The following is a 13,275-nucleotide window of genomic DNA, read 5'->3' as shown; positions in this document are numbered from 1 at the left end:
AAGCTGTTATTCTTAGCCCGTTACGTGATCACGATGAGATTCCGATGAAATACCAGCAACTCGAAAATCTTGAATGTGGATGGAAGTGGAAATACCTGGTGAAAAAACATCGGGAAGGTGAACTGATCACGCGTCACCTTGAGTTAAGCGCGGCGCAGGCGGCAGTGGATAAACTGCTGGCGATGGAAAACAATCCGGTGACGGTGAATGAGTGGATTGCAGAACATATTCATTCCGATCTTGATAACCGACTGAAGCAGACCATCCGTGCCCGGCGGAAACGCCATTTCAACGCCGAACATCAGCACACCCGTAAAAAATCGATAGACCTGGAGTATCTGGTCTGGCAGCGGCTGGCAGGTCTGGCTCAGCGGCGCGGCTGCACGCTTTCAGAAACGATTGTTCAGCTGATAGAAGATGCGGAACGCAAAGAGAAATATGCTACTCAGATGTCGAGTCTGAAGCAGGATTTGCAGGCGATTCTGGGTAAATCGGGTTCAGAGAGCGAGTAAGCGGGCAGGGGATTTCAGAGTGTGTGCGCTGACAGAACGATTACTGGCATAAAAAAACCCCGCCTCAGCGGGGTTTTTTATGACATGTGAACTTAAGCCTGTGGCTGAGTTACAACGTCTTTGATGCCTTTAACATCGATTTCTACACGACGGTCCGGAGACAGGCAATCGATCAGGGCATTACGGCCTTTCACGCTGTCACAGGTGTTGCCGGTAACTGGGTTAGATTTACCCATGCCACGTGCAGAGATCTTGTTAGAAGGGATACCTTTAGATACCAGGTAATCTACGACTGACTGAGCACGTTTCTCAGACAGTTTCTGGTTGTACTGCTCTGAACCGATGCGATCGGTGAAGCCCAGTACGACAACGGAACCATCTTTAGGATCCATTGAGCTCAGCTGGCTGTACAGCTGATCCAGAGCCTGCTGGCCTTCTGGCTTCAGGGTAGATTTGTTGAAGGTGAACAGAACGTCAGACTTCAAAGTGAAACGCTTGGTTTCAACAACTGGTGCTGGTGCTGGAGCCGGAGCTGGAGCCGGAGCAGCGACGTCATCCTGACCGAAGCGGTATGAAACGCCTACGCTCAGCATGCCATTGTCTGGACGGGTACCAACAGTCTGTGCATCACCGATGTTGTTAACCCACTGGTAATCCAGACGGGTAGCCCAGTTTTTGGTCAGTGCATATTCAACACCAACTGCAGCCAGCGGAGATACGCCGGTGTCGTGGTCACTGATGCGGCCAGTCGTTGGGTTAGTCTGCGTTGCATCTGCACGCCATACCATGCCGCCCAGACGAGTATACACGTCCAGATCGTCATAGATTGGGTAGCTCAGTTTAGCAGCCAGCTGAACGCCTTGTGCTTTGAATGCGCCGTTAGTCACAGTACCTTTGTTAGGCATGCGGCCCAGCCAGTCATAGCCCAGCTCGAAGCCCAGGTATGGGTTTGCCTGATAACCAACGAACGCACCTGCGCCCAGCTGGCTTTCATGAGTTGGACCGTTGTTGTTCTCGTAACCGTTACCGTAGTAACCAGTGTCGTGATACTGAGACCAGCCCAGTTTAGCACCGGTGTACCAGGTGTCATCTTTCGGAGCGGCCTGCGCTACGGTAGCGAAGCCAGCCAGTGCCACTGCAATTGCGATAGCTGTCTTTTTCATTTTGCGCCTCGTTATCATCCAAATAGGCAATGAGCAAAAAGGTTGCTCTTGGTTTAAATCCTTCGCCGGGTCAAAACGCTCGCTTATGACTCTACCGCAAAAAACGGAGGTTATTGAGCACCCTGGCGAGATAAAGTCTACAACGAGATTGGAAACTTACAAGTATGATGTGAGGCGCTTCTGTAAAAAAACAGCGATTTATACACAATTTCTAACAATTAGCCTGGTAGTATTGTCGCGGCAAAAAGCCTTAAAAACCTGCTAAACCATTGTCACAGCTCGAACTAACAGAATCAGTGGTTTAGCGACGACAGATAAGAAAAATAGCTTGGGAAACTTCTGATTTTTACTTAATGAAACAAATCCGACTGAATTTTTATCGCACTTTGCGGTCTGAGAGGCGCTTCCGATGTCCCGCTTGCCCGTAAAATCAAACCCAGCGCTTCACCCTCTGCCGCCGCATTTTCAAGTTGACGGCGTTCATCTTCGTCAAGGTCATAAGGAATCCATGCCAGAACGACACTGTAATTTCCTGTGCGTAGTGCCTTGACCATCGCCTCCACCGCATTCAGACGTTCAGAATCGGCGATATGCATACTTTTATCCAGCGGTAATCCCGACTCCTGCATCCAGGTGCGATTCAGTTTATGTGCCGGTGTCAGCCACAACTGCCAGCGTGATTGCTGACTCAGCTGCTGTAATAATGGCAACAACAGCATCTGCATCATACCGGGCTGCTCGCTGCAGCGTAACTCAGTAATTCCACCGCCCTGAGAGGCCGGAACGGAAGAGGACGCGTAATGATGAGCATAGCGTGCATTATCAGGATGTTGGGTTCGCATAAGTTAATCACCAGCAGTTGACTGTATGAATATACAGTACTGTCATCCTGGATAAAGATCAACCCAAATTTCTGAAAACGCCTCGCAAAAACGCGACAAGATTAGTTGAAGCACTATTTATTCATTGAACCAGCTGACACTTTTTTCTATCTTCTAATTGCCTGATACCCAAGGCAATTTAAGAAATATTTCTGACATGGAGGTGGTGCAATGAAAAAGGTGAACCCAGTCGTAGAGCGCTCCAGAACGCGTCTGGCCCCGTTGGGACCGATAGAGTCCCGCACCCAGTTTGGGGGGTACGCTCTGGCTGTCGAAAGTGTGGTTTTTGCCTTAATTAATAAAGACGAACTCTATCTGCGGGCCAGTGAACCTTTGCGCGAGTACATTGCCGATCGCCCGCTGCAACCCTTAATTTTTCGCAAGCGGGGAAAACTGGTCAGCCTTAATTACTTCAGGGTTGATGAGGCATTATGGCGCGACTCTGACCATCTGCTGGCGCTCTCTGCCGCCTCTTTAGAGACGGCGCAACTGGAGTTGCAGAACAGGCAAGCCTCTCCGCGGCTGAAAGATTTGCCTAATCTCAGCATACGCATGGAGATGATGCTCTTTGAGGCGGGCGTGATGAGCGTCAATCATCTCTATCAGATAGGAGCCAAACAGTGCTGGCTGAAGCTAAAAGCGATTAACCAGCATGTGGGGTTTCAGACATTACTGGCGCTGCAGGGGGCTATTATGGGCCACCATGCGGCTGCGCTGCCGCAGGCAACCCGGGCGGAGCTGAATGCATGGTTCCAGCGCACGCTTTTATCCAACCCGGACCTCAGAAGCAGTGACAGCTAGTCAGTAATAAGCGTGCGGCGCAGGCGAGCCACATCGGGCATTAATGCTACCAGCAGACCGAGTTGCTGGAGCACCAGCGGCGCACGCGTATCTGCATCTGCAGCCAGCTGGCTGATTCGCTGAGCCAGTTGCTGGCGCATCGTTTCAACATGTTCATCGCTGACCACGTCCGTCTGGAGCACATCTTCGACATAGCAAACCGTATCATCCAGTAAGGTGAGCAGGTCCGGCGCAGTAATTTTATCGCGGTGAGCGCCCAGCGCGGAAATGTAGCTCAGAAATGAGTGATTGGAGCAGAGCAACTGAAAAGCTGACTCACGCAGCTTCTGGCTGGTGCGACTTTCACTGCTCATGTTTGAGACGACAGAGGCGAGTTCAGCATCCGCATTATGCGCATCACGGCGGGCGATACGATAGGCAAGCCGGTTATCTTTACCCTGATGATATTGCTCCATGATTGCATCCAGATAGCGACAGTTCGCTTTCAGGGTTCGCTCTGCCACCGCTGGCAGTTGACGAAAGCGCCAGTCAGGCCAGATAAAGGCGACAGCCAGCCAGGCCAGACCACAACCGAGTAAGGTATCCACGACACGGGGCAGGGCGACTTCAAACCCTTCACCTAACAGGTTAAAGCAAAGCAGCACCAGCAGAGTGATAAACAGCGTAGCCTGCGCATACTGAACCTGCCTGAAAGCGAAGAACAGCACACCGGTAATCACAATCAGGATTAACTGTCCTTCAATGGAGGGTACCAGCCATAAAACGGGTAAACCAATCGCAATCCCTGCCAGCGTTCCGCCGATGCGCAAGGCAAGGCGTCGCTGCGTTGCGTTATAGTTGGGCTGGCAGACAAACAGGCTGGTCAGCAAAATCCAGTATCCCCGCTCGAGTCCGGTTATCTGAATGAAGCCGTATCCAATACAGAGCACCACTGACATGCGAACCGCATGCCGGAACAGCGCCGACGCGGGAGAAAGATGACGGCTGAAGCGCAGCCGGATATCACTCCAGCCACTTAACCCTTCGCGCGACAGCAAATTGTCACTGTGCTGTGGATCTTCCCCGGCCAGCGTCTGCTCTGATTCAATGGAAGCAAGCTGTGCGTCAATGGCGCGCAGGTTACGCAGCAGCCAGAACAGCGCGCGGGTATGCGCGGCCTCAGGCTCATGCTGTTCAAGCCGTTCAATCGCTTTCTGCAGGCGTTCAAATGCACGCTCAAAGCGGCTGTCATGTACCCATCTTTCACGCATCAGGATGCAATGAGCCAGCTGGCGACAGGCCTGTGCCTGCATATTCAGCAGGCGCTGAAAGCGAAACAGAATTTCGTTATAGCGCCAGTCGCCGCGCAGCAGGTGATATTGCAGATGAGAAGAGCTGGCGCGTTCATGAATATCCTGCGCCACAAAGTAGTAGTGCAGACTGCGACGGGTGCCGCGCGACCCGCGATCGCCGCGCAGACGGCTCTGCAGCGTGGTTTTGGTCAGATTGAGCTGCGCCACTAACTGGCTGTTCACCATCGCTGCATCGATAAACGCCGCATCATCCTGCTCGCCCGCATCGGGATCGAACAGATTCGCTTTGGCATCAAGGTAGCGCGCCAGTTGTGAAAAGCTGCCCGCCAGCTGTTCCTGGACCGGACGGACCGGGAACATCAGATGACCCAGCAGGGTTAGCAGGTTGTACCACAGCGCACCGACCAGCAGCAGCATCGGCTGCATGTACCACTGGCTGAACAGCCCGATGCCGAGCATGGTATAGACCGCAATCAGCAGCGCGCCAAAAGCGATAGTGGCGTAGCGCTGCCCCAAGGCACCCAGCAGAATAAAGCCCCAGGTCGAAATGGCCAGCCCGATAATAAAAGCGAACGGCCAGGGAAACAGCAGTTCAACGGAAACCGAGGCGAAGCAGAAGCAGAGCAGGGTAATCAGCAGATTCTTCAGACGACCGGCCAGGCGATCATCAAGATCGGCCAGCGCAGCCGCGACCACCCCCAGCGTCAGGGGGATGGTCCACTCAATCTGATGCAGCCACCAGGGGATGGCAGCGCAGCCACTCAGCGCAAACAGGATCCGCAGCAGATAGCGCCAGGTACTGTTAAACAGATATTTCCGCCAGCCTGGCACGGCATCTGACATCGTATTAATAGCGACGGGCATTGGCTTCGCGCGCAGCACGCGCCTCTTCCACTGACACCACCCGGCGTCCAACCGGCCAGAGCGCGATGGCGGCGATCTTAAAGTTCGCAATTCCTACCGGAATACCAATGATGCTGATGCACTGCACAATCCCGACGGAGATATGCGAAAGGCAGAGCCACCAGCCGAAGAATATCAGCCAGAAGATATTCAGGAAGGTCCCGCCGGTATTCATTATGTGGCTCTTACTTTCAGGGCGCAGCACATCAACATGTACCGCCTCGTTGCCAAATGGCAGCAGTGAAAGTTTGGTGATTTCCCAGCAGGAGCGGGTCAGTGGCAGGGTAAAAACCAGCACGATGCTGATTAGGGTGGCAAACAGCCAGCTCAGGGTGGTGAAAAAGCCGCCCAGGACAAAATTAAGAATATTTAAAACGGTGCGCATGATCTTCTTTTCCTTTTGCATTCCGCAAGATGTGACGCCAAGTTTAGCCTGTTTTAAGGCTGGAGCGCCAAGGGTCTGACAGGTAAACTCCCCCTAATCCTGTTATCTGACATTGGTGTCGGCGTGGAACTGAAAGCAACCTCAATGGGCAAACGGCTTGCCCAGCATCCTTATAACCGTGTTCGTCTGCTGACAGCGGGTGTCGAAGTCAGTGGCGATAAGCATGAGTATCTGATCCCCTTTAACCAGTTACTGGATATTGCCTGCAAGCGCGGGCTGGTATGGGGCGAGCTGGAATTTTTGCTGACCGATGAAAAAGTGGTCCGGCTGCACGGAACGGAATGGCAGGAGACGCAGCGCTTTCACCACTATCTGATGCAGGCCTGGCAGAACTGGAGTCTGGAGATGAGTGCGGTGTGCCGCGAGGTGCTCCAGTCACTGCGCGACGAAATCGGGACGTTTAGCGCGCAGGATCGCTGGCTGAATCGCCACGAGCTGCAGGCGCTGAAGACAAAGATTCTCAAACAGTTCGACGCGTTACCGATGCCGCTCACCCGCTTAAACGATTTTCCTGACTGCCGCGATAATCTGGCATTTTGCCAGCGCTGGCTGGATCAGGGTGAGTCGGCATTGCGGCAGCGAAACCGCGACTGGACTGCCGCCATGCTGACCCGCTATCAGGCGTTCTTCGCCAGCGTCGAGAGCACACCACTCAATCAGTCGCAGTGTGAGGCGGTGGTTAATGGCGAGGATTCTCTGCTGGTGCTGGCCGGTGCGGGCAGCGGTAAAACCTCGGTGCTGGTGGCCCGTGCAGGCTGGTTAATGGAGCGCAGACTGGCCAGCGCCGATCAAATTCTGTTGCTGGCGTTTGGTCGCCAGGCGGCTGAAGAGATGAACGCACGTATTCAGTCCCGGCTCTCTGTGGGTGACATCCAGGCACGGACTTTTCATTCTCTGGCTCTGCATATTATTCGTGAAGGCAGCAATAAGCAGCCGGTTATCAGTAAGCTCGAGAGCGATGCGGATGCGCGTCGTACGCTGCTAATCAGAGAGTGGCGGCAGCAGTGCCATGAGAAAAAGGCGATGGCAAACGGCTGGCGTCAGTGGCTCCGTGACGAACTGGAGTGGGAGTTACCGGAAGGGCCATTCTGGGAGGACGAGAGGCTGGCAAACCGGCTGGCGTCACGTCTGGAGCGCTGGCTCGGTCTGATGCGCATGCATGGCGGCGCACAGGCGGCCATGATCGCGGATGTGCCGGAAGAGATTCGGGATCACTTCAGTAAACGCATCAAACTGATGGCACCCCTGCTGAAAGCGTGGAAAAGCGCGCTGAAAGAGGAGGGCGCGGTCGATTTTTCGGGACTGATTCACCAGGCCATTGCGATTCTGGAAAAAGGACGGTTTATCAGTCCGTGGAAACACATTCTGGTGGATGAATTCCAGGATATCTCGCCTCAGCGTGCCGCATTGCTCAGCGCACTGCGCAAGCAAAATAAGCGCACTGCGCTGTTTGCGGTTGGCGATGACTGGCAGGCTATCTACCGCTTCAGCGGTGCAGAGATGACGCTGACTACCGCATTTCATCACTACTTCGGTGAGGGCGATCGGTGCGTGCTGGACACCACCTACCGCTTTAACGACCGCATTGGTGACATTGCTAACCGGTTTATTCAGCAGAACCCGCAGCAGCTGGCAAAACCGCTGAACAGCGTCACCAAAGGCAATAAAAAGTCGATTTCGCTGCTGGCGGAGGATCAGCTGGAAGCCCTGCTGAACAAACTCAGCGGTTATGCGAAGCCTGAAGAGCGCATTCTGCTACTGGCGCGCTATCACTATCTGCGACCAGAACTGCTCGATAAAGCCAGAACCCGCTGGCCGAAACTCAATCTGGAATTCATGACAATCCATGCCAGCAAAGGTCAGCAGGCGGATTACGTTATTCTGGTGGGATTGCAGCAGGGCAAAGAGGGCTTCCCGGCGGAAGTACGCGAGTCGATTATCGAACAGGGCCTGTTACCTCAGCCCGAAGCGTTTCCGGATGCGGAAGAGCGCCGTCTGGCCTATGTGGCGCTGACGCGCGCGCGCCAGCAGGTCTTTCTGATGTTTGATAAGGCCGCGCCGTCACCGTTTGTCGATCACTTCCGCGAACTGGGCGTACCCGTACTGCGTAAAGCCTGAGTTATTTCAGACGATCGGCCAGATAGCGCTGATAGTCGGGGATCATAATCTCAACGTTTTGCGCAAACAGTGGTGACTGAATAATAAAATCCGCTGTGGAGCGGTTCGTGGCGACCGGGATATTCCAGACGGTCGCCAGACGCAGCAGGGCTTTCACATCCGGATCGTGCGGCACGGCGTTGAGCGGATCCCAGAAAAAAATCAGCGCATCAATTTTTCCTTCCGAGATCAGCGCGCCGACCTGCTGATCGCCACCCATCGGGCCGCTCAGCATGGCTGTGACATTCAGGCCGGTATCGCGATTGATCAGATTGCCGGTGGTGCCGGTCGCATAGAGGATGTGTGGTTCAAGTGCGGGCTGGTTTTGTTTAACCCATTCAAGCAGGGCAGTTTTGCAGTGGTCATGGGCGACCAGCGCAATATGTTTTGTGGTGCCAAGGGTACGAAAAGTCTGTTCCATAAAAGCGTCCTGATAAGGCTCATGCGCAAGAAGAGAAAGCACGAGTTTACCTCTGGCCCTTTAATGCTATCAACTCGTACGCAGCATTTTGACCAGTGTCAGAAATTGCTGACGCGTAGCTTCATCGAAGCGGTGAAACCAGCGATGCAGCGAAGGCAGTTCGGCCTGGGTTGTCCAGTCAAGATCGGCGGTGAGGCGGGAAGAAGAGGGCGTAGAAGAAGCGGAATTTGCAAACCGGGGTACTGAGGCAATCTGATGGGTGCGATTGTAATTCAGCATCGCTTTTTCCATATCCGCTGTCGCGGTGGCCGGCAGGTGGTCACGCACGCTGGTGATCTCATTGCCTTTCTCATCCACCAGCTGAAAATTCAGACTGCGGTCAAAATGATAACGCTCACGTTTTGTCTCCAGCGCAGGCAACCGGATGGTGATGGTTTTGGCCACGGCAGTAAAGGTAACGATCATCGGCGCAGACTGATAAGCGATCATACTCTCTTTCTGCCCTTTGCGTTGCTGCTCTACCCGAAACAGAAACTGATGCTGACCGCGATCCAGCTCTAAGCTGTCTGCTCCTTTGAGGAGCGAGCCTGAAATTTTTCGACCATCCAGCACCAGCAGATCGATTTGGGGATCGAGCTTTAATGTGATGGCAGAACAGGACGCCGAAACAAGGAGTGTAAGTAACCCCGTTACGGCCAGCGACAGCTTCATTTCAACTCCGGTAAGTGGTGACGCAAAGGATGACGTGTAGCAAATTCTTACATTATGGCAGTTAATTTACATTTAAACATATTTATTCGTGCGCGGGTTCAATTAATTTCGTCAGGGTCTTAACTGTTGAAGCATGCGCCAAACTACACTCAACACTGACCTGAAAGGAGATAAAGATGAACGACCAGACAATTCGCGATGTGCTGACGCGTACCCAACGTATCGCCTTAGTGGGGGCAAGCGATCGTCCCGACCGTCCCAGTTATGGTGTGATGAAATATCTGCTCGATCAGGGCTATGAGGTGATCCCGGTCAGCCCGAAACTGGCCGGCAAAACCCTGCTGGGGCAGCAGGCTTACGCCAGCCTGGCGGAAGTACCGGGCGAGATTGATATGGTAGATGTCTTTCGCAATTCAGAAGCCGCGTGGGGCGTGGCGCAGGAAGCCATTGCCGCAGGGGCAAAAACATTGTGGCTGCAGCTGGGTGTGATTAATGAGCAGGCGGCGGTACTGGCACAGGATGCAGGCATGACGGTGATTATGGATCGCTGCCCGAAGATTGAGATTCCGCGTCTGGGGATAACGCGTTAAAAATTAGCGTGGCGGCAGAGCGTGCCGCCACAAATTAATGCCGCAGATGAGGTGCCTGTAATTGCTGACGTACTGACGCTGCCAGCTCATCCATTGATGGCTGCTCTGGATGTTCAATGCTGGTTTCACCGGAAAGCTGAATTTCGGCAACATAGGTGTGCACCTGATCGCCTTCCTCATCTTCCATCACCACATGATACCAGGGCGCAGTGCGCATTTTCTCTTCCGCACCAACCTCTTCAATTTTAGGCTCATCTAACGAGTATTCAGGATCGACATCGACAATAACGCCCAGAACGCCGGACAAACGATGACGAACCTGCTGACCAATACCAAATTTACTGGCAATCATAGTGACCTCCGAAAAAAAGCTCTCTTTCCGATATGGGGGCTGGAGCTGATTTTTCAAGTCACATCACGCGGCAGGCGAAACCTTTCAGATAGAGACCTTCCGGATAGCTGGCGATGACCGGATGATCCGCTGCCTGCCGGAACTGCTCAATAAACTGCACTTCGCGGCCCGCATCCAGCGCCGCATCCGCGATAATCTTCTGGAACAGATCGGTGGCCATCAGACCGGAGCAGGAGTAGGTCATTAAGACGCCGCCCGGATTTAGTAACTGAATGGCGAGCATATTAATATCTTTATAGCCGCGACAGGCACCCATCAACTGGCTTTTGTTTTCGACGAACTTCGGCGGATCCATAATGATCAGATCGAATTTCTCGCCACTGTCACGATAGCGGCGCAACAGTTTGAACACATCATCACGCTCAAAGCGCGCACGGGAGAGATCCAGTTCATTCAGTTCAACGTTCTGACGGGCAACGTCCAGCGCTTCCTGTGAGGTGTCCACGCTGATCACTTCTTTACAGCCGCCCATCAGTGCAGAAACCGCGAAACCGCCCGTATAAGAGAAGCAGTTAAGCACGCGGGCATCCTGCGCGTAACGACGCGTGGCAAAACGGCTGTCACGCTGATCAAGGTAATAGCCGGTTTTATGGCCGCCCTGAATATCAACCAGCAGCTTCATGCCATGCTCAGTAATCGGCAGCAGCGGCGGGGGCAGTTCACCAGTGACGGTGCCCTGCGTCAACTCCAGCCCCTCTTTCTTACGCACAGCGACGTCAGACCGGTCATAGATGGCGCAGCCAGGGAAACACTGCTGCAGAGCGGTGATGATCGCCGCGCGCTGATATTCCGCGCCTGCTGAAAGCAGCTGAAGCACTAAAAAGTTGCCAAAGCGATCGATGGTGACGCCCGGTAAGCCATCTGATTCACCAGCGATCAGGCGATAGCTATCCAGGCCATCGCGGGCCGCCAGCCATTTGCGCCACTGCTGCGCCTGTTCAAAACGGCGGACAAAGAAGGCGATATCGATGGATTCATCGGCCTGCCAGCTCCAGACGCGGGCGCGAATCTGCGACTCGGGTGAATAAGCGGCACGCGCCAGCCATTTACCGTTGCTGTCACACACGTCAATGGTTTCACCCAGTTGCGCTTTACCTTCCAGACGTGCAACGGCACCTGAAAAGACCCATGGATGGCGACGGAGCAGGGACTTTTCACGTCCCTTTGCGAGAATCAATCTGACTGTCATAGTTTGCTATGCTTACCTGAAAAAATGAGGCGCCATTGTCCGGTGGATAACGGGAAATTGCAACGAACAGCAGCAGGAGAGAATAATGTCAGCAGCCTGTTTCAAAGCATGGGTTCATGGCCGCGTCCAGGGCGTCGGGTTTCGTTACAGTACGCAGGCCGAAGCCAGGACCTTGGGCGTACTGGGCTACGCGCGAAATCTGGATGACGGCAGCGTTGAGGTGCTGGCCTGGGGCGAGGCGGAGCAGGTTGAAGCGCTGATTGCCTGGCTTAAAGCGGGCGGACCCCGCGGTGCGCGCGTGGATAAGGTGCTGGTGGAGCCACACCAGCCCGCAGAACCGCCCCGCGATTTTAAAACCGGTTAACTACAGGCATTTCGCCGGTTTAGGCAGGCCGGCGATTTTCGTCGCCTGTTTAGCGGGTCCTTCCGGGAAGAGGCGAAACAGGTAGCGGCTGTTGCCTTTCTCTTCCCCATACTTCTGCGCCATTGCCTTTACCAGCATCCGCACGGCAGGTGAGGTGTTAAATTCCAGATAAAAGGCGCGCACGAAATGGACCACTTCCCAGTGTGCTTCAGTCATGGTAAGCCCTTCCTGTTCCGCGATGTGCGCCGCCAGCGCCTCACTCCAGTCGTCGATACTCTTCAGATAGCCTTCGGCATCGACGGCGATTTCGTTACCGTTAAAATTCACGTGACGTCCTCTCTATAAATGACGGCGCAGTTTAGCAAACCTGGCGGACAGTAAAAGCAAAAACCCCGCCGAAGCGGGGTTTCACAGGCTGACTGTCACTGCCGGTTAGTTGCTGCGGGCAAAACCCAGCAGGCTCAGCAGACTGACGAAGATGTTATAGAGCGAAACATAGAGGCTGACCGTCGCCCGAATGTAGTTGGTTTCGCCACCATGAATGATGTTGCTGGTTTCCCACAAAATGGCACCGGCAGAGAACAGAATGAACAGGGCGCTGATAGCCAGATGCAGCGCAGGCAGCTGCAGGAAGATATTCGCGACCACCGCCACCAGCAGCACTACAAAGCCAGCCATCATCATGCCGCCCAGGAAGGACATATCACGACGGGTCGTCAGCACATAGGCAGAACAGCAGAAGAACACCAGCGCCGTACCGCCCAGTGCCAGCGCTATCACGTCGCCCATGCCTGCGGTCAGGAATGAACTCAGGATAGGACCCAGGCAATATCCCAGGAAGCCGGTAAACGCAAACGCGGCCAGAATACCCATCGGGCTGTTCGCCAGACGGTAGGTTAAAAACATTAAGCCATAAAAGCCGACCAGCATCAGGATCAGACCCGGCGCAGGCAGGGCCAGCAGGGTGCTGGCTGTCGCCGTCACCGCGGAAAAGGCCAGGGTCAGTCCCAGCAGAAAATAGGTATTACGCAGAACTCTGTGCGTTGACAGCAGTGAGGACTGCGATGAGGTGACAATTCTTTCCATGTTGCGCTCCTTTAAGCAGAACACTAATCAGCAGAACACTAAATATGTGCCGAGAATACGCAGGCCATTAAAGAGGGAAAAGGCGTTTTACCCTTCTTTACGCGCTATTCTGCTAATTGTTTGAGCAGAGTGGCGATTTTCACAGCGAAAAATCACAATCTGGCTGTTTTTCAGGCGAATAGACAGATAGACGCTTTACATCGCTAAACGGGATGTTTATAGTGCGCGTCATTGCGGAGGGGTGGCCGAGCGGCTTAAGGCAGCGGTCTTGAAAACCGCCGATGGGAAACCATCCGAGAGTTCGAATCTCTCCTCCTCCGCCACTTTATCTGCCACGGGCAATAAAGC

General features: G+C 53.9%; 15 protein-coding genes and 1 tRNA gene. 6 read left to right on the top strand and 10 right to left on the bottom strand.

Going from position 1 to position 13,275, the window contains the following annotated elements; all coding sequences use genetic code 11:
* The first annotated feature begins 44 nt into the window (after positions 1 to 44).
* Positions 45 to 512, top strand: coding sequence for a macrodomain Ter protein MatP (matP, locus tag EGO56_RS12585; RefSeq protein ID WP_143813132.1), 468 nt, complete (start codon positions 45 to 47; stop codon positions 510 to 512).
* Positions 513 to 604: 92 nt separating this feature from the next.
* Here the strand turns inward: matP and ompA are convergent, their stop codons facing one another.
* Positions 605 to 1,675 carry a porin OmpA gene (ompA, locus tag EGO56_RS12580; protein ID WP_013357354.1) on the bottom strand — a complete coding sequence of 357 codons (1,071 nt, stop codon included), beginning with the start codon at positions 1,673 to 1,675 and terminating at the stop codon, positions 605 to 607.
* 350 nt (positions 1,676 to 2,025) lie between these two features.
* The gene (gene sulA / locus EGO56_RS12575) at positions 2,026 to 2,517 is read right to left on the bottom strand and encodes an SOS-induced cell division inhibitor SulA (RefSeq protein ID WP_013357355.1); all 492 of its coding nucleotides are present in this window, start codon (positions 2,515 to 2,517) and stop codon (positions 2,026 to 2,028) included.
* A gap of 210 nt (positions 2,518 to 2,727) precedes the next feature.
* Between sulA and EGO56_RS12570 the strand changes: the two genes are divergently transcribed.
* Positions 2,728 to 3,357 (top strand): TfoX/Sxy family DNA transformation protein, encoded by a 630-nt coding sequence (locus tag EGO56_RS12570; protein WP_135909471.1) that lies wholly within the window; start codon positions 2,728 to 2,730, stop codon positions 3,355 to 3,357.
* Here the strand turns inward: EGO56_RS12570 and yccS are convergent.
* On the bottom strand, positions 3,354 to 5,513 hold the full coding sequence (gene yccS, locus EGO56_RS12565) for a YccS family putative transporter (RefSeq protein WP_135909469.1): 2,160 nt from the start codon (positions 5,511 to 5,513) through the stop codon (positions 3,354 to 3,356). The two genes, EGO56_RS12570 and yccS, sit on opposite strands and share 4 nt — an antisense overlap.
* Entirely contained in the window at positions 5,497 to 5,937 is a 441-nt protein-coding gene (locus tag EGO56_RS12560) for a YccF domain-containing protein (RefSeq protein WP_013357358.1), read from the bottom strand. The genes yccS and EGO56_RS12560 overlap by 17 nt, the downstream gene beginning before the upstream one ends.
* 123 nt (positions 5,938 to 6,060) lie before the next feature.
* Between EGO56_RS12560 and helD the strand changes: the two genes are divergently transcribed.
* Positions 6,061 to 8,115 (top strand): DNA helicase IV, encoded by a 2,055-nt coding sequence (helD, locus tag EGO56_RS12555; RefSeq protein ID WP_135909467.1) that lies wholly within the window; start codon positions 6,061 to 6,063, stop codon positions 8,113 to 8,115.
* 1 nt (position 8,116) lies between these two features.
* On the opposite strand, the gene mgsA is transcribed toward helD, so the two are convergent.
* Together mgsA and EGO56_RS12545 are read right to left on the bottom strand one after the other, a co-directional pair.
* On the bottom strand, positions 8,117 to 8,575 hold the full coding sequence (gene mgsA, locus EGO56_RS12550) for a methylglyoxal synthase (RefSeq protein WP_135909464.1): 459 nt from the start codon (positions 8,573 to 8,575) through the stop codon (positions 8,117 to 8,119).
* Positions 8,576 to 8,644: 69 nt separating this feature from the next.
* Positions 8,645 to 9,286 carry a YccT family protein gene (locus tag EGO56_RS12545; protein ID WP_135909462.1) on the bottom strand — a complete coding sequence of 214 codons (642 nt, stop codon included), beginning with the start codon at positions 9,284 to 9,286 and terminating at the stop codon, positions 8,645 to 8,647.
* A 176-nt stretch (positions 9,287 to 9,462) separates the two neighbouring features.
* On the opposite strand from EGO56_RS12545, the gene EGO56_RS12540 reads away from it, so the two are divergent.
* The gene (locus EGO56_RS12540) at positions 9,463 to 9,876 is read left to right on the top strand and encodes a CoA-binding protein (protein ID WP_135909460.1); all 414 of its coding nucleotides are present in this window, start codon (positions 9,463 to 9,465) and stop codon (positions 9,874 to 9,876) included.
* Between the two features lie 34 nt (positions 9,877 to 9,910).
* Here EGO56_RS12540 and hspQ read toward each other — a convergent pair whose 3' ends face one another.
* Both hspQ and rlmI read right to left on the bottom strand, forming a co-directional pair.
* Positions 9,911 to 10,228: a heat shock protein HspQ gene (gene hspQ, locus EGO56_RS12535; RefSeq protein ID WP_013357363.1), complete on the bottom strand. Its 318-nt coding sequence runs from the start codon at positions 10,226 to 10,228 to the stop codon at positions 9,911 to 9,913.
* Between the two features lie 58 nt (positions 10,229 to 10,286).
* A complete protein-coding gene (rlmI, locus tag EGO56_RS12530; protein WP_135909458.1) occupies positions 10,287 to 11,477 on the bottom strand; it encodes a 23S rRNA (cytosine(1962)-C(5))-methyltransferase RlmI in 1,191 nt (396 codons plus the stop codon).
* A gap of 85 nt (positions 11,478 to 11,562) precedes the next feature.
* Here rlmI and yccX point away from each other — a divergent pair, with 85 nt between their 5' ends.
* Positions 11,563 to 11,841, top strand: coding sequence for an acylphosphatase (gene yccX / locus EGO56_RS12525; protein WP_135909457.1), 279 nt, complete (start codon positions 11,563 to 11,565; stop codon positions 11,839 to 11,841).
* Here the strand turns inward: yccX and tusE are convergent, their stop codons facing one another.
* Entirely contained in the window at positions 11,842 to 12,168 is a 327-nt protein-coding gene (gene tusE, locus EGO56_RS12520; protein ID WP_033732189.1) for a sulfurtransferase TusE, read from the bottom strand. It abuts the gene before it with no gap.
* A gap of 105 nt (positions 12,169 to 12,273) precedes the next feature.
* Positions 12,274 to 12,927 (bottom strand): FtsH protease modulator YccA, encoded by a 654-nt coding sequence (gene yccA, locus EGO56_RS12515; protein WP_003850014.1) that lies wholly within the window; start codon positions 12,925 to 12,927, stop codon positions 12,274 to 12,276.
* A gap of 235 nt (positions 12,928 to 13,162) precedes the next feature.
* On the opposite strand from yccA, the gene EGO56_RS12510 reads away from it, so the two are divergent.
* A tRNA-Ser gene (locus tag EGO56_RS12510) sits at positions 13,163 to 13,250 on the top strand.
* Positions 13,251 to 13,275 lie beyond the last annotated feature (25 nt).

The sequence above is a fragment of the Pantoea vagans genome, from assembly GCF_004792415.1.
Taxonomy (GTDB): Bacteria; Pseudomonadota; Gammaproteobacteria; order Enterobacterales; family Enterobacteriaceae; genus Pantoea; species Pantoea vagans.
This window is presented reverse-complemented; position numbering and strand designations above follow the sequence as displayed.

Excerpts from the sequence above, each read along its gene's own strand:
- matP (WP_143813132.1), top strand. The coding sequence starts at position 45 with ATGAAATACCAGCAACTCGAAAATCTTGAATGTGGATGGAAGTGGAAA.
- ompA (WP_013357354.1), bottom strand. The coding sequence starts at position 1,675 with ATGAAAAAGACAGCTATCGCAATTGCAGTGGCACTGGCTGGCTTCGCT.
- sulA (WP_013357355.1), bottom strand. The coding sequence starts at position 2,517 with ATGCGAACCCAACATCCTGATAATGCACGCTATGCTCATCATTACGCG.
- EGO56_RS12570 (WP_135909471.1), top strand. The coding sequence starts at position 2,728 with ATGAAAAAGGTGAACCCAGTCGTAGAGCGCTCCAGAACGCGTCTGGCC.
- yccS (WP_135909469.1), bottom strand. The coding sequence starts at position 5,513 with ATGCCCGTCGCTATTAATACGATGTCAGATGCCGTGCCAGGCTGGCGG.
- EGO56_RS12560 (WP_013357358.1), bottom strand. The coding sequence starts at position 5,937 with ATGCGCACCGTTTTAAATATTCTTAATTTTGTCCTGGGCGGCTTTTTC.
- mgsA (WP_135909464.1), bottom strand. The coding sequence starts at position 8,575 with ATGGAACAGACTTTTCGTACCCTTGGCACCACAAAACATATTGCGCTG.
- EGO56_RS12545 (WP_135909462.1), bottom strand. The coding sequence starts at position 9,286 with ATGAAGCTGTCGCTGGCCGTAACGGGGTTACTTACACTCCTTGTTTCG.
- EGO56_RS12540 (WP_135909460.1), top strand. The coding sequence starts at position 9,463 with ATGAACGACCAGACAATTCGCGATGTGCTGACGCGTACCCAACGTATC.
- hspQ (WP_013357363.1), bottom strand. The coding sequence starts at position 10,228 with ATGATTGCCAGTAAATTTGGTATTGGTCAGCAGGTTCGTCATCGTTTG.
- rlmI (WP_135909458.1), bottom strand. The coding sequence starts at position 11,477 with ATGACAGTCAGATTGATTCTCGCAAAGGGACGTGAAAAGTCCCTGCTC.
- yccX (WP_135909457.1), top strand. The coding sequence starts at position 11,563 with ATGTCAGCAGCCTGTTTCAAAGCATGGGTTCATGGCCGCGTCCAGGGC.
- yccA (WP_003850014.1), bottom strand. The coding sequence starts at position 12,927 with ATGGAAAGAATTGTCACCTCATCGCAGTCCTCACTGCTGTCAACGCAC.